Source organism: Amycolatopsis sp. NPDC051102, assembly GCF_040682815.1.
Taxonomy (GTDB): Bacteria; Actinomycetota; Actinomycetes; order Mycobacteriales; family Pseudonocardiaceae; genus Amycolatopsis.
Map to the genome: position 1 here is coordinate 499,220 of NZ_JBFBBT010000001.1, position 26,522 is coordinate 525,741.

The window sequence follows — 26,522 nt, forward strand, 5'->3', positions numbered from 1 at the left end:
GCAGTCGGCCTCCCGGGGCTCGCCTCGACGGGTGCTTCATCGTGTGCTTCGGCGGCTTCGCCCGGGTCACCCGTGGCGGACGAGACCGGCTCGTCAGCCGAGGGCGGCGTCGAGGGAGACCGCGGCGTCGATGAGGGCCAGGTGCGTGAACGCCTGCGGGAAGTTGCCGAGCTGCTCGCCGGTCGGCGAGATCTCTTCGGCGTACAGGCCGACGTGGTTGGCGTAGGTCAGCATCTTTTCGAACGCCATCCGGGCTTCCTCCAGCCGATCCGCCTTCGCCAGCGCCTCCACGTAGGCGAAGCTGCACAGGGAGAACGTCCCCTCGGAACCGGCGATCCCGTCCGGGGACGCGGCCGGGTCGTAGCGGTACACCAGGCTGTCGGTGACCAGGCCGGCCTGGATCGCGTCGAGCGTCGAGAGCCACAGCGGGTCCTTGGCCGGCAGGAAACCGGTGCGGGGCATGCGCAGGAGGGCCGCGTCCAGCTCGTCGCCGGTGTCGTGCTGGACGAAGGCGTTGCGCGCCCGGTGCCAGCCACGCGCGAGGATCTGGCCGTGGATGCTGTCGCGCTGCCAGGTCCAGTCCTCGACCGGGGCGGGACGGCCGTGCGCGGCGGCCAGGCGGATGCCGCGGTCGAACGCGACCCAGCTCATCAGCCGGCCGTAGGTGAAGCGCTTGCGGCCGCCCCGGGTCTCCCAGATGCCTTCTTCGGGCTGGTCCCAGTGTTCGCCGAGCCAGTCGAGGGCGGCGCGCAGCGCGGTCCAGCCCTGCTGGGGGAGCTCGAACCCGGCGCGGTCGGCGGCGAAGATGCTGTCGAGGGCCTCGCCGTAGATGTCGAGCTGGAGCTGCCCGGCCGCGTCGTTGCCGATCCGGACCGGGCTCGACCCGCGGTACCCCGACCAGTGCGCCAGGCTTTCCTCACGCAGGTCCGAAGTACCGTCCACGCGGTAGAGCACCGCGAGCGGGCCGCCGGTCCCGCCGCCGCCTTCGCGGATGCGGTCGCCGAGCCAGCTGCCGAACCGGGCCGCCTCGTCCGCGAACCCGAGTGACAGCAACGCCGAAACCGAGAACGACGCGTCCCGGACCCAGGTGTAGCGGTAGTCCCAGTTGCGCTCGCCGCCGAGCTGCTCGGGCAGCCCGAGGGTGGGTGCGGCGACCAGCCCGCCGGTCGGCGCGTAGGTCAGCAGCTTGAGGGTGATCGCCGACCGGGCCACGATCTCCCGCCAGCGGCCGCGGTAGGTGGACCGGCCCAGCCACCCGCGCCACCAGTCCACAGTGGACCGGAAGAGCTCCTCGAACTCGGCGACGCGGATCTCGCGCGGCGGCCCCGCGGCGTCGGTCTCGAGCACGACCCCGCGGACCTGGCCGGCCGCCAGTGCGAGGCTCAGGTGCACGTCACCGCCTTCGAGGCGGACTTCGGCGAGGTGCTCGTCGCCCGGCTCGCGGACCGCGTGCAGCGCCAGGGAAGTCTCGGGCGTGACGAACACGGCGCCGTTCGCGGCGAGCATCGCCTGGTGCGGGCGGCGGCCGTAGTCGAACCGGGGCGCGACCACCACGTCGAACGTCATCCGGCCGCGGACGCAGCGCACGAGCCGGGCGATCCGGTGCCGGGTGGTGGCGTTGCCCTCGCACGGCGGCATGAAGTCGACCACCTCGCCGATGCCGTCCGGGCCGGAGAAGCGCGTGATCAGCACGGCGGTGTCCGGGTGGTACATCTGCGAGCTCGCGCACGCGCCGGCCGGGCGGATGCGGAACCGGCCGCCGCGCTCGTCGTCGAGCAGGGCACCGAAGACCGACGGCGCATCGAACCGCGGGGCGCAGAACCAGTCGATCGACCCGTCGGTGGTCACCAGCGCGGCGGTCTGCAGGTCACCGATCAGGCCGTGCTCGGCGATCGTGGTCTCGGTCATCGTTCCTCCATAAGGCACCGGGGACGTCTTCGGCTGCACCGTCGCCGGAGCGGGATCGCGCTGCCTCATCCCCGCGGGGTGAGGTGGCCCGGGGGCGCCGCACGCCACTGTGTGCGCCACCCGAGCAGGAAGGCCCGCCGATGATCGTGCTGCCCCTGGCCCTCGCCCAGTTCGTCGCGAGCTACGCGGCCACCACCATGACCGTGGCCGTCAGCGCCATCGCCGCCGATCTCGGCACCACCGTGATCGGCGTGCAGACGGCGATCACGGTCTTCACCCTCACCATGGCGTCGCTCATGGTGCCCGGCAGCAAGCTCAGCGACCTGCTGGGCCGCAAACGGTGCTTCCTGGCCGGGCTGGCCGTCTACGGCGCCGGCGCGCTGCTCGCCTCGGCCGCGCGCGGGCCGGGCCTGCTGATCCTCGGGTACTCGCTGCTGGAGGGGATCGGGTCGGCCCTGATGATCCCGCCGATCTACATCCTGGTCACCGTGACCAGCCGCGACCTCACGGCTCGCGCGCGGGCCTTCGGCATCGTCAGCGGCGCGGGGGCGCTGGGCGCCGCCGCCGGGCCGCTCGTCGGCGGCCTGGTCACGACGTGGCTCGGCTGGCGCGCGTCCTTCCTCCTGCAGGTGCTCCTGGTCGCCGTGATCGTCGTGCTCGCCCTGCGGATCACCGAACCGCCGGCGCCGCCGCGCGGGAAGCGGTTCGACGTCGCCGGCGCGATCCTTTCGGCGGCCGGGCTGTTCTTCGTCGTCTTCGGCGTCCTGCAGGCGGGCACCTACGGCTGGCTGGCCTCCCGGGCGGACTTCGCCGTCGCCGGGACGGTGCTGCTGCCCGCCGGCGGGCTGTCACCGGTGTGGGTGTTCGCCGGGATCGGCGCCGCCTTCCTGTTCGTGTTCTTCGCCCACATCCGCGCGCGGGAACGGAAGGGCCGGGAGCCGCTCGTGCCGTCCGGGCTCTTCCGCGACCGCGGCACCGGCCTCGGCCTGCTGACCCAGCACGTGCAGTGGCTCGTCCTGCAGGGTTCGTTCTTCGTGGTGGCGGTGTTCCTGCAGCAGGTCCGCGGGTACGGTGCCATCGAAACCGGGCTGATGCTGACCCCCGCGACGATCGGCATCCTCGGGGCCTCGGCGGCCGCCGGGCGGCTGGCGCGCCGGCACTCCCAGCGTGGTCTCGTCCGCACCGGCTTCCTCGTCACCATCGCCGGCCTGGTCCTCGTGCTGCTGCTGGTCCGGGCCGGCTCCGGGGTGGCGAGCGCGGTGCCCGGCCTGTTCCTGCTCGGTGCCGGCGTCGGGATCATGCTGACGGCCTCGGTGAACCTGGTGCAGTCCCGGTTCCCGGACTCCGCGCAGAGCGACATTTCGGGAGTGTCGCGCAGCCTGTCGAACCTCGGCTCGTCGGTGGGGACGGCGCTGGCCGGGTCCGTCCTGGCCGGGACGCCGCACCTCGGCGGGCGCTCCTTCGCGCTGGCGCTCACCACCCTCGGCGCCGCGGCGGTGGCCGGCCTGGTCGCCGCCCTGCTGCTGCCCGAGTGAACCGTCGCGGGCGGCCGAACGCCGGACCGCGGTGACGATCACCCGCAGCACCACGCCCAGCACCACGAGGTCCGCGAGCATCTGGAGGGTCACCAGCACCCGGGCGCCGGTGGAGAGCGGGGCGATGTCGCCGAAGCCCACGGTGCTGAACACGGTGACCGCGAAGTACAGGGCGTCGGTCCGCGTCAGCGCCGTGCCGAACGAGCCCGCGCCGGCGTGGGCGAGCACGTAGTAGCCGTCGGCGAACAGCAGCAGGAAGAGCGGGAGCACGAGGGCCAGCGCCTGGACGCCCTGCCAGGCCGGGAACGGCGAGCGCAGGATCATCCGCACCTCGCCGGCGACCAGCAGCACGACGAGCACGAGCCCGGCGGCGAACAGGACCGCGGTCCAGGGCCGCAGGGCCTGGTCGACCGGGAGCAGGTAGTAGAGGCAGACCAGCGCGGTGACCGTGAGCAGCGGCCGGAGCACCGCGAGGTGGACGAACCGCCACCGGCGCGTCAACGCGCCAGCGCCTTCCGCTTGAGCGCCTGGAATTCCGCGTCGTCGATGACGCCGTCCTCGAGCAGCCGCCGGGCTTCGGCGATCTGCGTCGCGCCGGTACTGTCCGAAGTGGACACATAGACCGCTTCGCGGGACCGCTGCCGCTCGACGATGTGCCGTCCCTGGGTGATCAGGTAGAGCAGGACGCCGAGGAAGGGCAGCACGATGAGCAGCACCGTCCAGCCCGCCTTGGCCCAGCCGGACACGTCGGCGCGGCGGAACAGGTCGCCGAAGGCCAGGAACAACAACCAGAACCAGGCGATCCAGCAGAAGAACACCAGCATCGTCCACATCAGGTTCAGGAACGGATATTCCGCGCTCGCCAGGGCCATGACATCTCCTCGTCCGGGTTCGGGGCCGGGCACGCTCGAACGTGCCCGGCCCACTGGACCGGATCGCGGGTGTGCCCGCCTCACCCGCCGCGGGTGGGGCGAACCCGGGCCGGGCCGCTCAGACCGTGAAGTCGGCGGCTTCGGTGTCGAGCAGCCCCCGTTCCTGCGCGACCGCCACGGCTTCGCGCCTGCTGCGGACGCCGAGCTTCGCGTAGACGCCGCGGACGTGGGTCTTGACGGTGTTCGGCGAGACGGTCAGGTCCTGCGCGATCTCGTCGATCGACCGCTGCGTGGGCAGCAGGCGCAGGACGCTGCGTTCGCGTTCGGTCAGCGGGGCCGGCATGGGCGGGGTGCGCAGCCGGCGCCGGACGGCGAGGATCTCGCCCGCGAAGCGTTCGCCTGCCCCGAGTGCGCCCAGCCGGCTGGTCAGGAACCCGATCAGCTCGGGCGGTGCGAAGACGAACGGGAACCGGACCCCGGTGGGTTCGGCGGCCCGCACCGCTTCGTCCAGCAGACGCGCCGCCCGGTCCCGTGCCCCGGCCGCCAGCGCGGCCTGGACGCCGATCAGGGACGCCTCGATCGTGGCCCACGCCAATTCCATGGGGGCTTCCTCGTCCAGCAGGGAGCGCAGCACGGAACTCGCCGCGTGGTGCCGCCCGAGCCGCAGCTGGGTCCGGGCGCGCATGAGCAGCAGTTCGCCCGAACCGGTGAGCTTCGGCAGCGCCCAGCGCACGGTCTCCCTGGCCTGGCCCGCCGCCCCGAGCCGGAGAGCCGCCCGCTGCTCCAGCACGGCGCACAGGGCCGCGTAGCCGGCGGGGCAGGCCCGTGCAGTGCCGAGGCGGTTGCGGGCCCGCCGCATCCGCCGCAGCCCGGCGTGCCAGGCGCCGAGCTCGAACTCGGCGGCCCCGCGCAGCGTTTCCGCGAACAGCCGCAGTTCCCTGGCCGCCCGGGCGGGGGCGTCACCGAGGAGCTGCCCGATCCGTTTCGCGTGCCGGACGCAGTCGGCGGGCTCGCCGCACAGCAAGGCCCCGTACGCCAGCAGCGCACCGGCCTGAGCGCCCTGGAGCGACCGCGGCGGATCCTGGCGCGGCAGGCGCGCCTCGGCCCGGCGGGCCAGCGTCTCCATCGCCCGGTAGTCGCCGTCGTGGCAGGCCAGCCCGGCGAGCATGGTGAGGCACTGGGCGACGGTGAAGTCCTGGTGGACCTGCTCTGCGGCGCCGAGGACCCGCAGCAGCGCTTCCCGGGCCGGCCCACGTTCGTCGCGGGCGACGAGAACGCCGGCGCGGTGCAGGGTCGCGAGGCCGCCGAGCCCGGCGGCGGTGGCCAGCTCCTCGTCGACCTGGGCGGCCACCCGGGAGGCCTGGGCCGGCGTGTGGTCCAGCTGGGCGAGCCACGAGCTCGTCAGCTGCCGCAGGACGATGAGCTCCGGTGCCGGCCGGTCCGGCCACGACGCCTCCGCCCTGGCCAGCTGCAGGCCCGCCGCCGACGTCTCGGCCGCCTCCAGGTAGAGCGCGGCCGAGATCAGCGCGGCCGGCGGCCCGGCCGCGATCCGGCGATCCTCCAGCAGTGTCAGGGCCAGCCGCAGGACCTGGTGCTCACCGGCGAGGAAGAGCGTGACCGCGTGCTCGCCCAGCAGGGCCCCGACCCGGTCCGGACGGCCCGAACGGACGCTGTGCAGCAGCGCCTGCGCGGGCTGGTCGTGTTCGGCGAACCAGCGGGCGGCCTTCGCGTGCAGGGCCCGGGTCCGGTCCGGCGCCCGCCGCCGGAGCTCGGCGTGCAGGTAGGTGCGCAGCATCGGCAGCACGCGGTGGTGCGGCGGGGTGCCGCCGGACCAGACCACCTGCGCGGCCGGCTCGCCGAGCTCGCGGAGCATCGCCTCAGCGTCGACGCGGCCGGAGAGCACCGGTGCCAGCCCCGCGGGGACCTCGTCGCTGATGCTGATCGTCCGCAGCAGCTCCCACTGCGCCGGGGTGAGGGCGGCGAGGACCTCGTCGGTCAGGTAGCCGAGCACGGTGCTGTCCCGCCCGGTCGAGAAGTCCCGCAGGCTGCCGAGCCGGGCCGCGGACGCCGCGGCGAGCCGCAGCCCGGCAGGCCAGCCCCCGGTTCCGGCGACCAGCTCGGCGACCTGCTCCCGTGAGATCGCCGAACCGGCCCCGGCGAACAGGGCGTCCGCCTCTTCGGCGGTGAACCGCAGCCGGGCCGCGCCGAGCTCGACGAGCCGGTCGGCGAGCCGCGCCCGGCCGAGCGGCAGCGGCGGTTCCCGCCGGCTCGCGACCGCCAGGCACAGGGCCGCCGGCTGGTGGCGGACCAGCGCCCGCAGCCCCTGCCACGGACCGGGGGCGGTGATCTCCTGGGCACCGTCGAGGACGAGCACGACGGGTTCTGCTAGCGCGTCGAGCGCGTCGGCGATCTCGGCCAGGAAGCCGAGGTCGGTGCTCGGCACCTCGGGGACCGCCAGCCGCCGCAGCGGGTTGCCGTCCGGGATCCGGCCGGAGCGGCCGAGCGCTTCGAGGACCGCCGACCAGAACAGCCGGTCGTCGTTGTCGTCGGCGTCGGCGGACAGCCAGGCGACCGCGCCGCTGTCCTGGCGCCGGGCCCATTCGGCGAGCAGCGTGGTCTTGCCGAACCCGGCCGGGGCGCCGACGAAGATCATGGCGGCTTGCCCCGCTCCGTCGAGGACCGTGCGCAGACGCGGCCGGGACACGAAGTCCACCGGCGGGCTCGGAACGGTGATCTTGGTTCTCGGTACCCGTCTTCGGGATGGGACGTCGTGGCATTGCCGCATGTCCGTTCTCCTTCGTGAGCGGTTCGGGGATAATCCCGGCGGATCCTGCCACGCAATTGGTTCGGCTCACCCGCTGTGGGCGAAGAGAACAACGGCTGCGGGCACAATCGTGTGCCGGGTGAAAAGTCGTGGAGATTATCGGCGAAAATGGTGCCGTCGATTCGCCGTTTCCCAGTTCTGCTGGCTCGGGCCGGGCGAGGTCGTGGTGCTCGACGTGGTGCGGACCGGCCGGATCGGCGCCGGGTCGGTGCTGCTCGGGCTGGTCGTCGCGTTGTCCGCCCTGACCCCGGTGACGGAGCTGCGGACGGGCGTCCGCGCCGGTGCCGACCTGGTCGCCCGGCTGATCTTCCTGCCGGCGCACGGCTGGTCGGCGGTGATGCTGCTGCTCGACGTGGGGGTCGTCGCCCGCGCGTGGTTCTCGGCCGGGCGTACTCGGCGAAACGGGGGAACCCGGTGAGCCGGACGGGTGCCGCCGGCCTCGCGACGGGCGCGAATTACGTCTTCCGGGGCGGCGGTGCCATTCCGGAGCGGGCCGCCGAAGGGGTCGGGGATTTCCGTGGTGTGCTCGTCGTTCCGGTGCCGCCGGATACGATAGTTTTCGGAACCGTCGCCGATCCCGGAAGTCTTCCGGTGATCCTGCGGCGGCTCGAGGCGCTCGGGATGCACGTGCATTCCGTGCACCGGGTCCGCGAACTGCCGGCGGCGGTGCACCGCGCGGGCGGCTGAGCGACCGGTGACCGTCACGACGTGGCGGCCGCCGTGACGCGCCCGAGCCGGATCGCCTGCCGCAGCGCGGCGTGGTCGCGTTCGTTCTGGTCGGCGCAGGCCACCGCGAACCGCCGGACGGCTTCGGCGAACGCCGGGCCGGAGCCGAGGTAGGCGGCGATCGCCAGCGCGTCCCCGGTCCGCGCGTGCGCCCTGGCCAGGGTCCACCCGCACAGCCGGGCGTGGGCCCGCAGGATCTCCGGCGTCATCGCCGTGACTTCGCCGGCAGCCTGGTCCTCGCGCAGCCGGCGGACGTGGAAGTCGGCGGCACGGCCGTCGAAATCCGCGGTGCGGGCCCAGCCGAGGAAGACGTCCCCGGTGGCCTGGATCCGCCGCTGCCCGCTGACCACCCGCCGGCCGGCGCCGCCCGGTACCGACGTGCCGGTGTAGTCCTGCAACACCGACGGCCGGGCCTCCTGCACCTGCAGCAGAAGGGGATCCCCGGTCCCCGTCCGGACGAGCAGCGCCACCCAGGACCGCGTGCCCGCGCCACCCGGCCCGGTCACCGTGCGGACCGCGTCGGCGAGCCGGTAGCGGTCCAGCAGCGCTCTTCGCGCGGGGCCGAGCGAACGCCGGTACTGCGCAAGCACCTTGCCGATGCGGTCGACCAGGGTCGCCGGATCGCCGTCGCCGGCGAGGTGACCCGCGGGGACGACGGAAGGCGGACGCGCGGCCAGCCGCAGCTGCCCGTCGCGGATTTCGGTCCACCGCCGGGTGCCGTCGGTGCCCCGCCGCGCCGGTCCCAGCCGGTGCGCCGCGACCGCCCGCAGCGTCCGGGCGTCGGCCGGCGCGAAGAAGATGTCGAGCGACGTGCGGCGCGCGAAGTCGTGCATCGCCAGCCGGTAGGCCTCGACCGCGGCGAGCACGCTGCGCCGGCGCAGGGCCGCCGCGTGCCCGTACTCCCGGGCGGCGACCTCGAAGCTCGCGGCCAGCCGCTTGACGTCCCATTCCCACGGCGCCGGCAGGGTTTCGCCGAAGTCGGCGATGTCGAACACCAGCCGGCGCCCCTGGGCGGTGAACAGGCCGAAGTTGGCGAGCTGGGCGTCGCCGCACGCCTGGACACCGAACCCGGTCCGCGGGGTCGAGGCCAGGTCGGCCGCCGCGGGGAGGGCCGCACCGCGGAAGTAGGCCAGTGGCGAGGCCGCCATCGTGCTGTAGCGCAGCGGCAGCAGCTGCGGCACCCGGTCGCGGTCCTGGCGGGCCAGCAGCGTGAGCGGATCGGCCCGCCGGAGCGTGCTGGGGAATTCGGCGTGGCCGTCCGCCGGCACGGCGGCGCGTGCGGCGCGGGCCCGGGCGAGCCGCACGTCGGGGGCCGCGGTGTCCTTGTCGGTGAGAGTCATGGGACGGATCGTCGGGCGCGGAGCCTGCCGGGGCGTCGCCCGCCGCGGGTGAAGCGGGGAGTCATCCACCACGGGTGACGACCCGCGGTGGCGCGACCCGCAGGCTGAGCCGGTGGAGGTGCGGTGATGGCGCAGCGGACGACGATCGGCCGGCATCCCGGCGGGTGCGCCGCGGGGATCTCCCCGCCGGACCGGCCCGGCCGGCGCCTCGCTCCGCCATCCCGTCCGGCCGGCCCCGCGGCGCTCTCGGGGGAGTGCGCGGGGCGGGTGAACCTCCCACAGGGACCGCGGCGACGCTCGGGGGCGCCGCCGCGGTCCCGCCCGCGCGATGTCCGGGCTACCGCGGTTCCGGCTGCGGGGACTCGTCGAAGGCCGCGCGCAGCCGGGCCTCCTCGGTGTCGGAAAGGTTGGTGCTCAGCAGCGTGGCACCGGTTTCCTTGAACGGCTCGACGACCCGGTCCAGCACTGTCTCCCCGGACATCACGAACAACGCGGACGTGCCGGGGGTGACCTGCGACCGGACGTTGCCGATGAAGTCTTCGTCGATCCCGACGTGACTCAGCGACCCGGTGAGCGCGCCGATCGCCGCGCCGACGGCCATGCCCAGCAGCGGCACCAGGAAGATCAGGCCGAACAGCAGGCCCCAGAAACCCCCGCCCAGCGCGCCGGCACCGGTCAGGTTGCCGAGGTCGGTGGTCTTCGGCTTCTTCCGGCCTTCGGGCCAGCTCACGCAAGCCGCATCGGCGATCGAGATCAACTGCTGCTTCTGCAGCTGCCGAAGCAGATCCAGTGCGTTTTCGGCACCTTCGACGGTCGGGAACCGCCACACGGTCAACGTGGACACGACGTCCTCCTCGGTCTGCGGATCGATGGTCGTGCCCCAGCGTTTCCCCGGTGCGGGCGGGCGGCATCGCCCATGTCGTGTGAGCCGCGGACCGGGGCACCTGATCTCACCTCGGGCGGGCGAGGACCGGCCGTCGGGCCACCGACCATGATCGCCCCGGTCCACAGCCCGCCGATCGAGGAGAAAGAGGGATCATGACCGAACCCATGCGACCCCGGACCGGAACGACCGGCGCCCGGGTACCCCTCCCGCCGGACCAGGCCGTCGCGCGGTCGCGGCGGGTCGGCTGGATCTGGTTCGCCGGCGCCATCACCGTCCTGGCCGGACTGTTCAACGTGGTCGAAGGCGTGGTCGCGCTGTTCGACCGGGACTACTACGTGATCGGCCCGTCCGGCCTGCTCGTCTTCAGCCTGGCCGGCTGGGGCTGGCTGCACCTGATCCTCGGCATCCTCGTCGTGCTGACCGGTATCGCGCTCTTCACCGGTGCGCAGTGGGCGCGGGTCGTCACCGTCGCGCTCGCCGGGTTCAACGCGTTGGCGCAGCTGGCGTTCCTGTCCGCCTACCCGTTCTGGGGTGTCATCGTGATCGCGCTCGACGTGCTCGTGATCTGGGCCGTGATCGTGCACGGCGACGAATCCACCTACGAAATCTGGTGACCCTGCCGCCCCGGCCGCACGCAGGTGATCAGTACAGTCGTGGCCTCTGCCCGGCGTCGACCGCGGATCCGGGGCGAATTCTCCCGACAGCCGAGAGGTTCCCGTGCCCGATCGAACGACGCTCCCGTTCCGGCCCGTCCCCGGCGTGAAGGTCGCGGTACCGCGGCTGCCGGGCATCTTCGTCCCCCGTCCCCGGCTGGCGGCGCTGCTGGACCGCGCCACCACCCGGCCCGTCACGGTGGTCCGGGCGCCGGCCGGGGCCGGCAAGACCACCGCGCTGGCCGGCTGGGCCGGTGACGGCCACGACGTCGCCTGGGTGTCCCTGGACGAGGACGACAACGACGAGTGCCGGTTGTGGGCGGCGATCCTCAGCGCGTTGCGCCGCTGTCCCGCGGTGCCCGGTGATCGTGGTCTGGACCGGCTGGAACCCCCGCCGCCCGGCCGGCGGAGGGCTTTCCTGGCCGATCTGGACGACGCCCTCGCCGGTCCGGTGCGGCTGGTGCTGGACGATCTGCAGGAGATCCACCGCGGGGAAGCCCTGGCCGCCCTGGCGGCACTGGCCAGGGACCTGCCCGCCGCGGTGCGGCTGGTGCTGGCCACCCGGGTCGAGCCGCGGCTGCGGCTGGCCCGGTTGCACGTCGAAGGCGTGCTGTCCCGGGTGGAGGCGGCCGAACTCCGGTTCACCGCGCGGGAAACGGCGAACCTGCTGCGGGTCACCGGAAGCGCGGTGAGCGACGACCGCGTCCGCGCGCTCGCCGAACGCACCGGCGGCTGGGCCGCGGCGCTGGGCTGGGCCGCGGTTTCGGTGCGCGAAGCGGCCGACGCGGACGCGCTCGTCGCGTCCGTCACCGGCGATGAGCGCGCGGTGGCGCGGTTCCTGGCCGACGAAGTCCTCGCGCGGTTGCCCGCGGCGACGTCGGATCTCCTGCTGTGCCTCAGTGTCTGCGACACCGCCGGTGCGACACTGGCGGTCCGCCTGTCGGGCCGCGCGGACGCCGGGGCCCGGCTGGACGAACTCGACCGCGCGATGGGGCTCGTCACGCGCACGCCCACCGACACCTACCGGCTCCCGCCGTTGCTCCGCGGATTCCTGCGGGCCGAGCTGGCCCGGCAGGACCCGGCGCGGGTGCTGCGGCTGCACGGGATCGCCGCCCGCTGGTACGCCGGCGAAGGCCGGTTCGGCGAGGCGCTCCGGAACGCCGTGGCGGGGCGCGACCGGCACCGCGTCCTCGTCCTCGCGCGGGACCACGCCGTGCGCCAGGTGCTGGCGGGCGACGGCGAACCGGTCCGGATCGCGCTCACCTACCTGGGTGCCGCGACGGTCGCCGCGAACCCGTCGCTGCGGCTGGCCTCGGCGCTGGAGCACATCCAGCACGGGCTGCCCGCCGAAGCCGCGGCCGACCTCGGCGCGGCCGGCCACCCGTTGTGGCCCCTCGCCGCCCGTCAGCTGGCGATGATCACCGGGGAACAGCTGCCGGAGGCCGAGCCGTCGGCCGCCCGGCCGCCGGAGTTCGACGCCTGGTGCACCCTCGACCGCGCGTGGCGGTCGCTGCGCCGCGGGGCCCGGCGGCACGCCGTCACCCAAGGGCAGGAGGCGCTGCGCCTGGCGCAAGGCGACCGGCTGGACCACCTCGTGCTGCACAGCCGCCTCGCCCTGGCCGTCGCCACCGCGCTCGGCGGCGACCACCCGGCCATGCGGCGCGCCTGCACGGGAGCGCTCGGCGTCGCGCGGCGGCGCGGCTGGCGCCGGGCTCCCGGCGTGGCCGAATGCCACCTGATGCTGGCCTACGACGACCTGATGCGGGCCGAGCCGGTCGCGGCGGCCCGTGAGCTGGCCCAATCGGCTTCGGCGGAAGTGCCCGGCGGCGCGCCGCTGCCGGGCCTGCTGCGCAAGTTCTTCGAAGGCATGGTGCGATTCGACGACGGTGACCGCACGGCGGGCTCCCAAGTCATGCGCGCGGCCCGGCATCGGCTGGCGGCTCTGGAGCTGCCGCCCGAACTCGTCGCGGTGTGCGCGGTCGCCGAGTTCCACGCGGCACTGGGCCTCGCCGAAGGGGTGCACGCGGCGGAGGTGCTCGCGTGGATGCACGAGCGGCTGCCCGGCAGCGGCGAGCTGGCCCTCCTGCGGGTCCGCGCCCACTTGGCCGCGGACGAACCGGCCGCGGCCGAGGCGGTCCTGCGTGACACCGGCGCGGCGACGGCCCTGCTGCCGGCCACCCCGGTCGACCGGTGCCTGGCGGAAACCGCGCTGGCGCTGCGTTCGCACCGCCGGACCAAAGCACTGAACGCACTCGACCGCGCGCTCGCCCTCGCCCGGCCGAACGGCCTGGTGCGCCCGTTCGCCCTCGCCGATCCCCGGGTCGCCCACTTGCTGATCGACCACTCCGGCGGATTCGGCTCACTGGACCGGTTCGCCCAGGCCGTCCGCGGCCGGCTCGTCCCGCACGCCCCGCCCAGCGACCTGACCGACCGAGAGCAGGTCGTGCTGCAGCGCCTGCCTTCGCAGCGGTCGCTGGACGAGATCGCGTCCGACCTCACCGTTTCGGTGAACACCGTGAAGACGCACGTGCGGGCGATCTACGGCAAGCTCGGGGTGAACAACCGGCGCTCGGCCGTAGTGGTGGCCCGCCAGCACGGGTTGACGTGGGTCATCCTTCCCGGCGCGGGGCGGACAGCAGCGCGTCGGCCCAGCGGGCCCGCGGGTCGACGTCCACCAGCAGGGCCTTGGCGAGCAGGGTCGCCGGCACGGCGAGGACGGCGCCGAGCGGGCCCAGCAGCCAGGTCCAGAACACCAGTGCCAGCACCGTGACCAAAGTGGACAGACCGACCGAGCCGGCCACGAACCGGGGCTGGATCAGCGACTGCACCACGAAGTTCAGCCCGGCGTACACGACGAGCACCACGAGCAGACTGCGCCAGCCGCCGTCGAGGAGCGCGATGACCGCGGGCGGGGCGACCCCGATCACGAAGCCCACGTTCGGGATGTAGTTGGTGACGAAGGCGAGCAGGCCCCACAGCAAGGCACCCGGGACACCGAGCAGGGCGAGCGCGGTGGTGTCGAGCGCCGCCACGAGCCCGCCGAACACGGTCGTGACGAGCAGGTACCGCCGGGTGCCCGAGGCGAACGTGCGCAGGGCGGCGGAAATCCACGGCCGGTCCTGGGCGATCCGGCCGAGGCGCTGCCCGGCCCACGCCGTTTCGGCGCTGAGGAACAGGAGGAGGGCGAACAGGAAGGCCAGGTTCGTGACCAGGCCGCCGACCCCGGCGAGCAGGGAACCGGCCAGGCCGACGAGTTTCCCGGTGTCGAGGGACGACAGCATGGCGTGCAGCTCCGGTTCGCCGACCCCGAACCGGCCGAGGACGGTCAGCCCGTCCCGCAGCAGTTCGTCGACGCGGCCGGTGTAGCGGGGGACCATGGCCGACAGCTGCGCGACGGACACGACGAAGACGAGGAAGAAGCCGAGCAGGATCGCGTAGACGGTGACGACCAGCACGCCGACGGTCAGCCAGCGCGGCAATCCCTTGCGCCGCAGCCAGGTCCGCACCGGGTCGAGGGTGATCACGACGACGAGGGCGAGGAAGACCGGCCCGGCGAACCAGGCGACGGCCTGGACACCGGCCAGCACGACGACCGCGGCGGCCGCGCCGAGCAGCACGACGAGCGCGCGGGGGAGGGAGGTGCCGCCGGTCCCGGAGTCGTGCTCGGGTGGCCACGGGACCGGCGGCGGGTGCGCGCCGGCGCCGAACCGGTCGGCGAGTCCCCGGAACGGGCGGCGCGCCCGCCGATCCCCGGCCGCGCCCCGGCGCCGCCGGGGCTTGCGGAGCCGGCGGGCCGGCGGATCGGTGAGCGTTGCTCGCACCATGGGAAACCTCCGGAGACGGGCGGCGGCAGACCCGATCGTGACCGGTTCCGGCTTCCCGGTCGTCACCCGGCGCGGGCGAAAGCCACGCCGGCTCCTGGCTTCACGCGAGGCGGTGCGGGTCGAGACGCACGTCGACGGCGGGGCTCAGGTGGGGGCGATGACGCGCTCGACGCTGTCGCGGATCAGGGCCCGGCGTCGCTCGTGGGCTTCCGGGGGTTCCTCGCCGGTGGCCGCGTAGACGTTGCTGACCGGGGACCAGGCCATCGACATCGCGATCACCATGGCCATCAGGTCGAACGGATCGCCGTCCCGGACGAGGCCCGCCGCTTGCGCGTCGGCGATGGCGCTCAGCTTGGCGTCGTCGAGGCGGTCGCTGTCCTCGACGAGGTGCCCCGTGGGACGGCGTTCCAGGCGCGCCCACGTCGCCAGCCGGATGAGGTCGGGGCGGCGGAGGTACTCGTCGTAGAGGCGGACGGCCCAGCCCGCGAGGTCGCCGGCGTCGATCGGCACGATCGTCATGATCCGCTCGAGGGAGCCGAAGAAGATGGCGTCGAACAGGCCCTCTTTGCTGCCGAAGTAGCCGTAGAGCTGGGCCTTGTTGGTGTGCGCCGCGGCCACGATGCGTTCGACCCGCGCCCCGGCTATCCCGTGCTCGGCGAACTCCCGGGTCGCCACGTCCAGGATGCGCTGCCGGGTGGCCTCGCCACGCGAGGTCAGGGGCTTGTCGGCCATGGCTCGAGATTACAACAGACCAGTCGGTTTGCCGGTAGGCGACGGTGCGGCTATGTTGGAAACAGACCGAACAGTCTGTTTTTTGAGGGCACATGAGGACCACCGTGGGATGGCAGGCCGGCCGCTCGGGGATCGCGCTGAGCCGGACGACCCTCGAACGCCGGGACCTGCGGCCCGACGACATCGCCGTGCGTGTGGACTACTGCGGCGTCTGCCACAGCGATCTCCACGCGCTGCACGCCCACACCGGCGACGCGCCGCTGGTGCCGGGCCACGAGTTCACGGGCGAGGTGACCGCCATCGGGAGCGCGGTGACCCGGTTCGCCATCGGAGACGCGGTCGCCGTCGGCAACATCGTCGACTCGTGCGGTGCCTGCGCGATGTGCCGGGCGGGGCAGGAGAACTTCTGCCACGAGTTCCCGACGCTGACCTACGCCGGCACCGATCGCCACGACGGCACCACGACGCTGGGCGGGTACTCCCGCGAGTACGTCGTCCGCGACGCGTTCGCCTACCCGCTGCCCGCCGGGCTCGACCCCGCGGCCGCCGCTCCGCTGCTGTGCGCGGGGATCACCGTCTGGGAACCGTTGCGGGCCCTCGGTGCCGGGCCCGGCAGCCGGGTCGCCGTGGCCGGGCTCGGCGGCCTCGGGCACCTCGCGGTCAAGCTCGCCGTCGCGCTCGGCGCCGACACGACGGTGATCAGCCGGTCGCCGGGCAAGGCCGCCGACGTCGCGCGGCTGGGCGCCCACGACCTGATCGTGTCCACCGACGAACGCCGGATGGTGGCGGCCCGGGATCGGTTCGACGTCGTCATCGACACCATCGCCGTTCCGCACGATGTCGCGCCCTACCTCGCCACGGTCGCCCTGGACGGCACGCTGAGCCACGTCGGGCACCTCGGCAGCATCACCGTCGAAGCCGCCGATCTGCTGGTGGGCCGGAAGAAGCTCGGGTCCGCGGGCAGCGGCGGCCGCCCCGCGACCGCCGCCATGCTGGAGTTCTGCGCCCGGCACGACGTCACCGCGGACGTCGAGGTGCTCCCGTCCGCACGCGTGAACGACGCCCTCGACCGCTTGCAGCGCAACGATGTCCGCTACCGCTTCGTGCTGGACCTGGCCGACCTGGGGTAGCGCTCGGCGCAGGCATCCCGGCGTTCACTGTTCAGTCGCCGCTTCTGGCCAGGACCCGCCGCGCGATGGCGAGGACGAGGCGGGTGGGCAGCAGCCGGCCGAACACGAAAGCGGTCAGTGCGTTGGCTTTGCCGTCGACGACCGCCGGTCCGCGGCCCGAGAGGGCACGCACCACCGTAGCGGCGACAGCCTCGGCGCTTCGCGTGCCGCGCGCGTTCATCGGCGTCTTCGTGGGACCGGGACTGACCACCACCACCCGGACCCCGGTGCCGCGGGTCTCGGCCCACAGCGCCTGGGTGAACGAGACGACGTAGGCCTTCGTCGCCGAGTACACCGCCAGGTTGGGGGAGGGGATGTAGCCGCCGGTGCTGGCGATGTTGACGACGGCCCCGTGGCCACGGGCGGCCATCGCGGGCATCAGGAGCGTGGTGAGTTCGGTGAGTGCGCTGACGTTGACGTCGATCAGGGACCGGAACCGGGCCGGATCGCCGTCGAGCACCGGTCCCGGCACGCTGACACCGGCGTTGTTGACCAGTACCTCCACCTCGACGCCCTCGTCGGCCAGTGTCTTGGCCAGCCGCGCCGGCGCGTCGGCGGCGGCCAGATCGAGCGCGACGGCGCGCACGGTCACCCCGTGCCGCCGGCTCAGCCGCTCGGCCGCCTCGTCGAGCTTGCCGGCGCTGCGGGCGACCAGGACGAGGTGCGTGCCGGTGGCGGCCAGCCGCTCGGCGATGGCCGCCCCGATGCCGGTGGAGGCGCCGGTGACGACGGCGAATCTGTCACGCAGGTGCGCTGCTGTGGTCATGATCTCGACGCTAAACCTTGACGTCGGTGTCAAGGTCAAGGTGCACTGAAGCATGCGCATCGGCGAGTTGAGCAAGGCGACCGGCGTCAGCAGCCGGGCCCTGCGCTACTACGAGCAGCAGGGTCTGCTGCGGAGCGAGCGCCGACCCAACGGCTACCGCGAGTACGCCCCCGAGTCGGTCGAGGTCGTCGCGTTCGTCCAGGACATGTTCCACGCCGGCCTGTCCTCCGGCGTCATCCGGGACATCCTGCCGTGCGCCGGAGACGCGCGCCCGCGCGGTGACTGCACCGCACTCCTGGCGCGCGTCCAGCAGGTCCGCGACGAACTCGTCCGCCAGGAGCGAACCATCGCCGAGCGCCGCCGGCGGCTGGACAGCTACCTCGCCGACGGGTTGTCGGACACTTCCCACCCGCTGGCCGGTTTGAGCGCCGCGGGCCGGCCGGCGCCTGATCCATCACCGCGATGACGGGCCCCGGGCCGGCTCGGCCTCGCCGATTCCGGGCAGAGTCAGCCGCATGACCTCCGCAGGCGGTCGAGGTAGGCCAAGCCCGACAGAACCTCCTCCGTAGGCAAGCCGAAGTCGATCAAGCACGCGATTTCGTCGACGCCGAGGTCCGCCAGCCGGGCCGCCACCTTCTCGGCCTTGTCCACCGAACCGAGGAGGCCGACGTTGTCGAAGTAGTGCTCGAACGTCCGCTCCACCAGGAAGTCGACTTCGTCCGGCTCGAGGTCGCCGGAGCCGTCCGAGGACAGGATCAAGCCCAGGGAACTGCGCATGTACGCCGTCAACGAGGGGCGGACCTGTTCGCGGACCGCGTCGTTGTCCTCGCCGAGGAACGTGTGGACCATCACCACGACGTGGCCCGGCCAGCCGTGGGCTTCCGCCGCCGCCTTGCGGTACTCCACCACCTTCTCGGCCAGCTGGTCCGCGCTCTGCCCGATCAGGTGGGTCAGCAGCCCGGCGCGGATGCGGCCCGCGCTGCGGAACGTTTCGACGTCGCCGACGCTGGTGATCCACACCGGCACCTCGGCCTGCACCGGCGGGGGGTACGACCGGACCTTCGCCGGGACGCCCTTTCCGTCTTCGGCGTCGATCGGCTCTCCGCGCCACAGCGCGCGGACCTGCTCGATCCGCTCGTACATCACCTTGCGCCGGTCCGCGTACGCCGGCGGGTTCAACGCGAAGTCGACGGCGTGCCACCCGGACGCGAACGACACCCCGGCGCGGCCGCGCGAGATGTTGTCCACCACCGCCCACTCCTCGGCGATCCGCAGCGGGTGGTGCAGCGGGGCCACCACGCTGCCGGCCCGGATCTTGACGCGTTCGGTGACCGCGGCGATCGCCGCACTGGTCACCGAGGGGTTCGGGTACGTCCCGCCGAACGGGTGGAAGTGGCGTTCCGGCGTCCACACCGCGTGGAACCCGTGCTCGTCCGCGAACCGGGCACCGTCCAGGAGGAGGCGGTAGCGGTCGTCCTCCACGGTGCCGCTGTCATCGGCGAAGTAGAACAGGCTGAAATCCATCGTTCCTCATCGATCGGCGGGCAGGTCGGCGCGGGCGAGCTCGAAGGCGATCGCCGCGTGGCGGAGGTCGGGCTGCTCCAGCAGGCCGTCCAGGATGACCGTCGACAGGCCGAGCGCGAGGTAACCGGAAAGCACTTCGGCGACCTCGGCGTGGCTGCCGACCAGGTAGGGCGAGAACGTCTTGTACGACTTGAACGGGTAGAGCCAGTACGGGTCTTCCCGCGGCGACGCCTGGCCGGCGTCGCGGGAAAGCCTGCGGTGCCAATGGGATTCGGCGCTTTCGGACGCGTACTCGTGGAGTTCTTCGCCGAGCTCGTCGAGCGGGAACCGCTCGTGGGCGATCGCCCACGCCTCCTCGGCGGTTTCCCGGGCGATGATCCCGAACCCCGCACCCGTGCCCCGCAGCGGCGCTACTCCCTCGTACGCGCCGATCTCGTGCGGGTAGGACAACCGCGTGGCGCCCAGTTCCTGCTGGACGCGGCGGCAGGCCTCGGACGCGCCGGAGACGTAGAACCCCGGCATCAGCTCCGGGGCCAGCCGCGGGGTCAGGTTCGCCGAGTCGAGCCGGTAGTACTCGCCGGAGTGGCTCACCGGACGGCCCGCGCTGAGCACGAGCCGCAGCACCTTGCCGTACTCGGCCAGCCGGTCGTAGCGCCGGTCGTGGTCGAGCGGGCACCCGGCCTCGCGCAGGTGACGGGCGAACCCGCCGCTCACCAGGTTCAGGTCGACGCGGCGGTCGCAGAAGTAGCCGAGCGTGTTGATCATCCGTGCGGCGCTCAGCGGGTGCATGTAGATCGGGTTGACGGCCACCAGCGGGACGAGGCGGTCCGTGTGCTCCAGGATCAGCTGGGCCGCCGCCCACGGGTCGAGCGTCGAGTTGTCGGTGTGGGTGAGGATGCCGGTGAAGCCGGTCGCCTCGGTCGACCGCGCGACGTCGATCAGCAGCTTCCGGTACGCCGCCGGCGAATGGCCGTCCATCGGCGGGCAGGCGGTGTAGACCGTCACCATCGGTTTCGTCATCGCCCTTCCCCGGCCCGTCGGTGGTTCCGCCGCCGCGCGGCCGTGGCGTTGCGCGTGCGGGGGCTCGCGGCCCGTTCGGCGGCGGCCCGGGGCGCGCCGAGCACCTGGGCGAGCGCGGAGATCGTCGGGTGCGCGAAGAAGGCGGTCAGCGGGAGGTCGATGCCGTGCCGGTCGCGCAGTTCCTGCTGGATCCGCACGACGAGCAGCGACGTCGTACCGGCGTCGAAGATGTTCTCCGCGACGCTGACCCGCGAGACGCCCAGCACTTCGCACCACACCTCGTGCAGCAGGTCCTGGGCCGGGCCGTCCGGGGCGACGTGGTCCGCGCTCGACGTCTGCTGCCGGGCGAGCGCCTTCAGGGCGTTCCGGTCGGTTTTCCCGTTCGGCGTAAGGGGAAGCGCCGGCAAGGTCAGGACGCGGTTGGGCACCATGTACTCGGGCAGGCGCTGCCGCAGGAACGCCCGCGTGCGGTGCTTCAGGATCCGCAGGAGCGCGCCCTGCCGCGGGTCGTTGGTGCCGGGCCCGCCGGCCGCGGGCCGCTCGTGGACGAACGTCTCGCCGCGGCCGAACGTGGTCCGGATTCGCCCCTGTTCCGGGAACCGCGAGGACCAGGCGTGGTGCGCCCGGCGGCCGTGCCGGGCCGCGATGTCGTCGAGGTCCGCCGGCGACCACGAGGGAACCGGCACGTCGCCGGCCACCAGCGCGGCGAAGCGGGCGACGCGGGCGTTCGGGATGCCGTCGACGACGACGTCGGCCGCTTCCGCCGCGCCGAGCAGCTGCTCCAGGCCCGCGAGGTCGCCGATCCCGGCCCAGTCGTGGTGCTCGGCGGGCCGGTCCGGGGGTGCGCCGCCGATCCGGAGCAACACGTCGTAGCGGAAGCGGGTCAGCTCGTTGTCGAACTCGGACGCCTTGAGCGAGACCTGGATCCCGGTGATCGCCGGCACCTTGTCCTGCAGTTCGGCGAAGTAGCCGGGGTCGACGAGGAGTTCGTCCTCCTCCAGCGCGGCCCGGGCGGCGAGGCTGCGCAGCTCGTCCGGCCGCAGCCGCTCGTCGGTCCGCAGCACGCTGGCGTGGAACGCCTCCGCCAGGCGCAGGCTCCGCAGGTCGCCGACGAAGAGGTGGCCACCGGGCGCGACGATCCCGCTCGCCTCGGCCAGCACCGACGTCAGGTAGTCCCGGCTCGGGAAGTACTGGGCGACGGAGTTGAGGATCACGCAGTCGAACCGCTCGCCGGCGGCCACTTCGACGAGGTCCGTGGCGGTGGCCGTGGCCAGCCGTACGCGCTCGTCGAGCCCCCGCCGGGCGACCGCCTCCGCCACGTGCCCGACGGCTTTCGCGGAGAAGTCGATCCCCAGGTAGCGCTCGGCGGCGGGAGCCAGTCGCAGCAGGAGCAACCCGGTGCCGCAGCCGATTTCCGCGAAGCTGCGGGCCCCGGTCCCGGCGATGCGCTCGACGGTCCGCGTGATCCAGTCCCGCATGTCCGCCTCGGGCAGGGGCTGCTTGGTGTAGCTGCTCTGCCAGCCCTTGAGGTCGAGGTCGTCCGCCACGGCGGGGTCGCCTTCGGCGTAGGTGCTGTCCCAGAGGGTGCGCCAGTCGTCCGTGGTGTCCCCGGACCGCTCCGGTCCGGTCACCGGCGTCACGAACGTGACCAGCTGGTCCCGGACGGCCACCGTGCAGGCGTCGCGGACGCCGGGGCAGGCGCGGACGGCGACGTCGACCTCGCCGGGTTCCACGCGGTGGCCCCGGATCTTCACCTGGTCGTCGAGCCGTCCGAGGTACTCGAGGTGCCCGTCGGACCGCCACCGGACGACGTCGCCGGTGCGGTACACCGGCACCCCGCCGACGTCGGTGAACCGCTCCGCGGTCAGCTCGGGCCGGCCGAGGTAGCCCAGGGCCAGGCCCGCGCCGCCGATGCACAGCTCGCCCGGTACCCCGAGCGGGACGGGCCGGCCGGCGGCGTCGGTGACGAACAGGGTGGTGTTCGCGATGGGCCGGCCGAGCCCGGTCACGGTGTCCGACGGCCGCAGCACCGCCCGCGTCGACCAGATGGTGGTCTCCGTCGGGCCGTAGAGGTTGTGGACTTCGGGGCCGAGCGCGGTCAGCGCCCGGGCGAGCGAGTGCGGCAGGTACTCGCCGCCGCTCCAGATCTGCCGGAGCGCCGGGGGCGCCACGCGGGCGGTCGCGGTGTAGAGCTTCCAGGTCGCCGGAGTCGCCTGCACCACGGTGATCGCCTCGTCCGAAAGCAGCCGGTGCAGCCCGTCCGGGTCACCCCCGATGCCGGCGGGCCCGACGACCACCGTCCCGCCGGTCAGCAGCGGCAGCCAGAGCTCCAGTCCGGCGATGTCGAACGAAAGGGACGTCAGCGCGAGCAACCGGTCGTCCGCCCCGAACCCGGTCTCGGCCGCGAAGTCGTCCAGGAGGTTCCCCAGGCTCGCGTGCCCGACCGACACGCCCTTGGGGCGGCCGGTCGAGCCCGAGGTGTAGATGACGTAGGCGACGCTGTCGCCCTCCGGCACCGGCCGGGCGACGGGGACGGCGGACGTCGGCTCGTCCAGCAGGAGCACTTCGGTGCCTTCGGGTACCGGGATCCGGTCCGCGAGTTCGCTCGTGCTCACCAGCACCTTGAGGCCGGCGTCGTGGGTCATGTGCTCCAGCCGCGCGCGAGGGTACGCCGGATCGAGCGGGACGTACGCGCCACCGGCGTGCCAGACGCCGAGCAGGCCGGCGAGCAGGTCGCGGCCGCGCGGGAGGGCGACGCCGGCCAGGTCACCCGGCCGCAGGCCGCGGGCGGCCAGTTCCGCTCCGATCGCGGCGGCGCGCTCGGCGAGCTGGGCGTGGGTGTAGTCGCCGTCGGCCGCCTTGACCGCCACGCTGTCCGGTTGACGGCGTGCCGTCTCGGCCAGCCGCTCGGGCAGCGCACGCGAGTCGACCGGGCGCACCGGACCGGTGCCGAGCTCGGCCAGCGTGGCCCGTTCCCGGGCGTCGGTCAGGTCGATGCCCTCCACGCGGACGCCCGGATCGGCGGCGACGAGTTCCCACAGCCGTCGCAGGTGCCGCCCGAAGCGTTCCGCGGTCACCGGTTCGAAGAGGTCGGTCGAATAGCGCAGCCGGGCCCCGAACCCCTCGTCGAGCAGCGTGACGTCGAGCTCGAGGTCGAACGGCGAGGTCGCGGCGAGCGGTTCGGCCGGCGCCAGCCCGGCGCCGGGCAGGTCGAACCGCGGCTCGGGGCCGGTCCGGACCGTCGTGCGCACCTGGACCAGGGGATGGTGGGACAGGCTGCGCTCGGGCGCCACGCCGTCGACGAGTTCCTCGAACGGGACGTCCCGCGAACTCGCGTTCAAGTACGCGTCACGGACGCGCTCGAGGCAGGTGGCGAACGAGGGATCGCCGGTCAGGTCCACCGCGACCACGAGCGTGTTCGCGAAGGACCCGATGAGCCGATCCGCTCCGGCCGGGTGCCCGGCCGACGGCGTCGCCACCAAGAGGCGCGGCTGCCCCGACCACCGCCCGGCGACCACCGCGAACGACGCCAGCAGCACCAGTTCGAGGGTGGCGCCGTGCTCCCGGGCCACCTTTTCGAGGGCGTGCGCTCGGGGAACCGGAACCTGCCACGACGAAACCGCCGCCGCGAACGTCTGCACGGCCGGGCGCGGCCGGTCGGCAGGCAGGTCGAGCACGGTCGGGAAGCCGGCCAGCTCGGCCAGCTGCGCCGCCCGCTCTTCGAGAGCCTGCGGTGTGCTGACCCGCGCCCGCTGTTCGGTCGCGTGGTCGACGTACCGGACCGGCGGAGCGGGCAACTCGGGGACGGCGTCGTGCCGGTAGTGCTCCGCGACTTCGTGCAGGAAGACGTCCATCGAGCGGGCGTCCGCGACGAGGTGGTGGAGCACGAACACCAGCGCCGCCCCCGGCACCACACCCACGCGCAGCAGGGGCGCGTCGCCGAGGTCGAAGGGCTCGCTGGCGAACTCGTCGACCGCGGCGGCGGAGTCCAGCTGCCTTACGGTGACCCGAACGCGGTCCACGACCTCTTGACCGGGGACGCCGTCCACGACCTCGAAGCGGGTCCGCAGCACCTCGTGCCGCTCCACCACGGCGTTGACCGCGCGTTCCAGCGCCGGCACGTCGAGCTCGCCGCGCACGGCGAACCGGGCGCAGCGGTGGTGCACGGCGGTGCCCGGCACCAGCTGCTCGGTGAACCAGAGCCGCTGCTGCGACAGCGAAGCCGGGAAGGTCATCGATCGGCCTGCTTTCCCGCGAGGTCCGCCGGGTCGATCCCGGGGCAGTGTCCCCGCAGCGCGGGGTGCAGCCAGGGCGTCCGGGCGAAGGCCCGGGGCGCCACGTCGATCCGTCGCGCCCGGTCTCGTTCGGCGTAGGCGTCCCAGTCGACCCGCACCCCGCGTTCCCACAGGGCGCCGACGGCCTGGACGATGCCGGGCTGCGTGGCCAGGACGGCGTCCTCGGCCACGCCGCCGCGCCGGGCGGCGGCGAGCAGCTCCGTCCCGCCGCCCAGCGCGAGGTACACAGCGTCCGGGTGCTCGGACACCACCGTGCGCACGGCTTCGTCGAACGGCACGGGCTCGCCGAGCTGGACGCCCCAGTACCCGGGATCGCCCGCCTCTTCGGCGGTCAGCCACGACCCGGTGACGCCGGAAACCACCGGCGTAGCGGGGGAGTGCAGCCGCACGTCCCGCAGCCGGCGGGCGAAGTGCGCGCCCGCCTCCGAAGGCGTGTCCGCCACGGCCTGGCCGCGCCAGCACACGGCCCGGGCGGCGTCTTCCGCCGAGAGGACGCCGCTCAGCTGCGCGGCGGTCAGCTCACCGGCTCCCTGCCCCATCAGCACGTCGGGCCGGATCCCCAGGTCGCCGAGGACGGCGTGCTGCCCGATGCCCAGCAGGTGCAGCACCGGCGGCGAGACCGGGCCGCCCGCGTGGACCGCGTCACGCACCGCCGCGAACGCCGCGGGGTCCAGCGTCTGCGCCATGACGGCCAGGCTTTCGTCCACAGTGGACCGGAAGACCGGCTCGGTCCGGTAGAGCGCGAGGGCGTGGCCGGCGTCCTCGCCGGGGAGCAGGAAGACGAGCGGCGGCGGCGCCGGGGGAGCGGTGCGGAACCGGTCCGGTGCCGGCCAGGTTCCGTTGCCGTCCAACGGGATCAGCGCGGTCGTGCGCGCACCGAGCCCCGGGCGGCCGGTCCGCAGCGTGTGCCCGATGTCCTGCCGGGCGTCGGGCGGGGCGCCGTCCACCGCGGTGCGCACCGCCTCGACGGTCGCGCGCAGGCGTTCCGGGTCGTCCGCGGACAGCGGCAGCAGCTGCCACGACCGGCCCTGGCGCGCGGCGAGCCGCAGCTCCGGCTCGGCGTCGCCGACGATCACGTGGGCGTTCGTCCCGCCCAGCCCGAAGGAACTGACCGCGCCGTGGCGGCCGCCCTCCGAGCGCGGCCAGGGAACCGGCCGGTCCGCCAGCGTGAACGGCGTGCCCCGCAGGTCCATCGGCGGCGCGCCCGCCAGCAGGGGCGCGTTGGGCGGGATCCGCTCGTGGCGCAGGGCGAGCAGGCAGGCGATGAGGCCGGCCGCGCCGGCCGCCGCGGTGAGGTTCCCGATGTTCGCCTTGACGGAGTGGAGCCGGCACGAGCCCGCGCCGCCGAACGCCTGGGCCGCGGCCTCGACCTCCAGCGCGTCCCCGATGCTCGTCCCCGAGCCGTGGCCTTCGAGCAGGCCGATGCCCTCGGCCGGCACCCCGGCGACGTCGAGGGCCTCTTCGATCAGCTCGACCTGGCCGGCGACCCCGGGCGCGGTGAAGCCGGCGCGTTCCCGGCCGTCGTTGTTCACCGCGGTGCCGGCGACCACGCCGAGGATCGGGTTGCCCGCGGCCAGCGCGACGTCCAGCCGGCGCAGGAAGACGACCGCGGCGCCGTTGCCCTCCACCGTGCCGTCCGCCGAAGCCGTGTACGGCTCGCACCGGCCACGCGGGGAGTTGATGCTGCCTTCGGTGCACAGGTAACCCGCGTCGCGCACGTCGAGCGCCACGCCCCCGGCGAGGGCCGAATCGCACTCCCCGGCCAAGATCGCCTGGCACGCGAGGTGGACGGCGACGCCCGAGGACGAGCAGGCGGTCAGCACGGTCATCGACGGGCCGGTGAGGCCGAAGGCGTAGGACACCCGGTTGGCCAGGTAGTCCGGGTCGGTGCCGATGGCGAGGGCGGCGGGGTCCACGTCGAGGCCCGCGGCGGCCGAAAGGTACTCGATCCGCGGGCCGTAGCCGCTCGTGCGCGACCCGAGGAACACCCCGACGCGATCCGGCAGCGAACCGATGAAGCAGCCGGAGCTTTCCACCGCCCGGTAGCACTCTTGCAGCAGCACGCGGTGCTGCGGGTCGGTCAGCTCCGCTTCGCGCCCGGTGAAGCCGAACGCCGCCGCGTCGAAGCCGAGGCTGCCGTCCATCGGGTAGGTGACGGGCACGTACGCCGGGTCCTTGAACCGCCGTTCCGGAACGCCGCGCCGGGTCAATTCGGCGTGACTCATTTCCCGGCGCCCGGTCTTGCCGGTGCTGAGGAGCTGCCAGAAATCCGCGGTGTTCCGCACGCCCGCCGCGCGGATCGACATTCCCACCACGGCAACACGATCGGACACTGGAATACCCACCTCACCACTAGCGTCGGGCAAGCCGCCGGCCACGTTCCCATCCTGTCCCGCCGGCGAGACAAGCGCCAAACAAATTGGGCCCTTAAAGACGCGGGGGGGGTGT

The 26,522-nt window shown here is 73.7% G+C and carries 18 protein-coding genes and 2 pseudogenes; 7 read left to right on the plus strand and 13 right to left on the minus strand.

Features of this window, described 5'->3' with window-relative positions:
* Nucleotides 1-93 precede the first annotated feature (93 nt).
* Entirely contained in the window at nt 94-1,908 is a 1,815-nt protein-coding gene (locus tag AB0M93_RS02280; RefSeq protein ID WP_364267403.1) for a glycoside hydrolase family 15 protein, read from the minus strand.
* A 140-nt stretch (nt 1,909-2,048) separates the two neighbouring features.
* Here AB0M93_RS02280 and AB0M93_RS02285 point away from each other — a divergent pair, with 140 nt between their 5' ends.
* The gene (locus AB0M93_RS02285; RefSeq protein WP_364267406.1) at nt 2,049-3,443 is read left to right on the plus strand and encodes an MFS transporter; all 1,395 of its coding nucleotides are present in this window, start codon (nt 2,049-2,051) and stop codon (nt 3,441-3,443) included.
* An 81-nt stretch (nt 3,444-3,524) separates the two neighbouring features.
* Here the strand turns inward: AB0M93_RS02285 and AB0M93_RS02290 are convergent.
* The 3 genes and pseudogenes from AB0M93_RS02290 to AB0M93_RS02300 form a co-directional block, all read right to left on the minus strand.
* A pseudogene (locus AB0M93_RS02290) lies at nt 3,525-3,767 on the minus strand (potassium channel family protein); the annotation flags it as partial.
* Between the two features lie 173 nt (nt 3,768-3,940).
* Nucleotides 3,941-4,315 (minus strand): SHOCT domain-containing protein, encoded by a 375-nt coding sequence (locus AB0M93_RS02295; RefSeq protein ID WP_364267409.1) that lies wholly within the window; start codon nt 4,313-4,315, stop codon nt 3,941-3,943.
* A gap of 118 nt (nt 4,316-4,433) precedes the next feature.
* Nucleotides 4,434-7,100 carry a LuxR C-terminal-related transcriptional regulator gene (locus AB0M93_RS02300; protein ID WP_364267412.1) on the minus strand — a complete coding sequence of 889 codons (2,667 nt, stop codon included), beginning with the start codon at nt 7,098-7,100 and terminating at the stop codon, nt 4,434-4,436.
* Nucleotides 7,101-7,305: 205 nt separating this feature from the next.
* On the opposite strand from AB0M93_RS02300, the gene AB0M93_RS02305 reads away from it, so the two are divergent.
* Nucleotides 7,306-7,557, plus strand: coding sequence for a hypothetical protein (locus AB0M93_RS02305; protein ID WP_364267415.1), 252 nt, complete (start codon nt 7,306-7,308; stop codon nt 7,555-7,557).
* Nucleotides 7,554-7,826: a hypothetical protein gene (locus AB0M93_RS02310; RefSeq protein WP_364267418.1), complete on the plus strand. Its 273-nt coding sequence runs from the start codon at nt 7,554-7,556 to the stop codon at nt 7,824-7,826. Before AB0M93_RS02305 ends, AB0M93_RS02310 begins: the two co-directional genes overlap by 4 nt.
* A 14-nt stretch (nt 7,827-7,840) precedes the next feature.
* Here AB0M93_RS02310 and AB0M93_RS02315 read toward each other — a convergent pair whose 3' ends face one another.
* Both AB0M93_RS02315 and AB0M93_RS02320 read right to left on the minus strand, forming a co-directional pair.
* Nucleotides 7,841-9,205, minus strand: a complete 1,365-nt coding sequence (locus AB0M93_RS02315) for a DUF2252 domain-containing protein (protein WP_364267421.1) — start codon at nt 9,203-9,205, stop codon at nt 7,841-7,843.
* Nucleotides 9,206-9,542: 337 nt separating this feature from the next.
* On the minus strand, nt 9,543-10,049 hold the full coding sequence (locus tag AB0M93_RS02320) for a DUF1269 domain-containing protein (protein ID WP_364267424.1): 507 nt from the start codon (nt 10,047-10,049) through the stop codon (nt 9,543-9,545).
* A gap of 194 nt (nt 10,050-10,243) precedes the next feature.
* On the opposite strand from AB0M93_RS02320, the gene AB0M93_RS02325 reads away from it, so the two are divergent.
* Nucleotides 10,244-10,705 (plus strand): hypothetical protein, encoded by a 462-nt coding sequence (locus AB0M93_RS02325; RefSeq protein ID WP_364267427.1) that lies wholly within the window; start codon nt 10,244-10,246, stop codon nt 10,703-10,705.
* Nucleotides 10,706-10,808: 103 nt separating this feature from the next.
* Nucleotides 10,809-13,349 (plus strand): annotated as a pseudogene (locus tag AB0M93_RS02330) (LuxR C-terminal-related transcriptional regulator); the annotation flags it as partial.
* A 4-nt stretch (nt 13,350-13,353) separates the two neighbouring features.
* On the opposite strand, the gene AB0M93_RS02335 reads toward AB0M93_RS02330, so the two are convergent.
* Nucleotides 13,354-14,568: an AI-2E family transporter gene (locus AB0M93_RS02335; protein ID WP_364267430.1), complete on the minus strand. Its 1,215-nt coding sequence runs from the start codon at nt 14,566-14,568 to the stop codon at nt 13,354-13,356.
* A gap of 144 nt (nt 14,569-14,712) precedes the next feature.
* Nucleotides 14,713-15,300 carry a TetR family transcriptional regulator gene (locus AB0M93_RS02340; RefSeq protein WP_364267433.1) on the minus strand — a complete coding sequence of 196 codons (588 nt, stop codon included), beginning with the start codon at nt 15,298-15,300 and terminating at the stop codon, nt 14,713-14,715.
* 92 nt (nt 15,301-15,392) lie between these two features.
* Here AB0M93_RS02340 and AB0M93_RS02345 point away from each other — a divergent pair, with 92 nt between their 5' ends.
* On the plus strand, nt 15,393-16,430 hold the full coding sequence (locus AB0M93_RS02345; protein WP_364267436.1) for an NAD(P)-dependent alcohol dehydrogenase: 1,038 nt from the start codon (nt 15,393-15,395) through the stop codon (nt 16,428-16,430).
* Between the two features lie 31 nt (nt 16,431-16,461).
* On the opposite strand, the gene AB0M93_RS02350 is transcribed toward AB0M93_RS02345, so the two are convergent.
* The gene (locus AB0M93_RS02350) at nt 16,462-17,235 is read right to left on the minus strand and encodes an SDR family NAD(P)-dependent oxidoreductase (protein ID WP_364267439.1); all 774 of its coding nucleotides are present in this window, start codon (nt 17,233-17,235) and stop codon (nt 16,462-16,464) included.
* Between the two features lie 52 nt (nt 17,236-17,287).
* Here AB0M93_RS02350 and AB0M93_RS02355 point away from each other — a divergent pair, with 52 nt between their 5' ends.
* Nucleotides 17,288-17,701: a MerR family transcriptional regulator gene (locus tag AB0M93_RS02355; RefSeq protein WP_364267442.1), complete on the plus strand. Its 414-nt coding sequence runs from the start codon at nt 17,288-17,290 to the stop codon at nt 17,699-17,701.
* 41 nt (nt 17,702-17,742) lie between these two features.
* On the opposite strand, the gene AB0M93_RS02360 is transcribed toward AB0M93_RS02355, so the two are convergent.
* From AB0M93_RS02360 to AB0M93_RS02375, 4 genes are read right to left on the minus strand one after another with little or no spacing between them, the layout of a single operon-like run.
* The gene (locus tag AB0M93_RS02360) at nt 17,743-18,759 is read right to left on the minus strand and encodes a MupA/Atu3671 family FMN-dependent luciferase-like monooxygenase (protein WP_364267445.1); all 1,017 of its coding nucleotides are present in this window, start codon (nt 18,757-18,759) and stop codon (nt 17,743-17,745) included.
* 6 nt (nt 18,760-18,765) lie between these two features.
* Nucleotides 18,766-19,779 (minus strand): LLM class flavin-dependent oxidoreductase, encoded by a 1,014-nt coding sequence (locus tag AB0M93_RS02365; RefSeq protein WP_364267448.1) that lies wholly within the window; start codon nt 19,777-19,779, stop codon nt 18,766-18,768.
* Nucleotides 19,776-24,014, minus strand: a complete 4,239-nt coding sequence (locus AB0M93_RS02370; protein ID WP_364267451.1) for an amino acid adenylation domain-containing protein — start codon at nt 24,012-24,014, stop codon at nt 19,776-19,778. Before AB0M93_RS02370 ends, AB0M93_RS02365 begins: the two co-directional genes overlap by 4 nt.
* Complete coding sequence (locus AB0M93_RS02375) at nt 24,011-26,389, minus strand: type I polyketide synthase (RefSeq protein ID WP_364267454.1); 2,379 nt, start codon at nt 26,387-26,389, stop codon at nt 24,011-24,013. Before AB0M93_RS02375 ends, AB0M93_RS02370 begins: the two co-directional genes overlap by 4 nt.
* Nucleotides 26,390-26,522 lie beyond the last annotated feature (133 nt).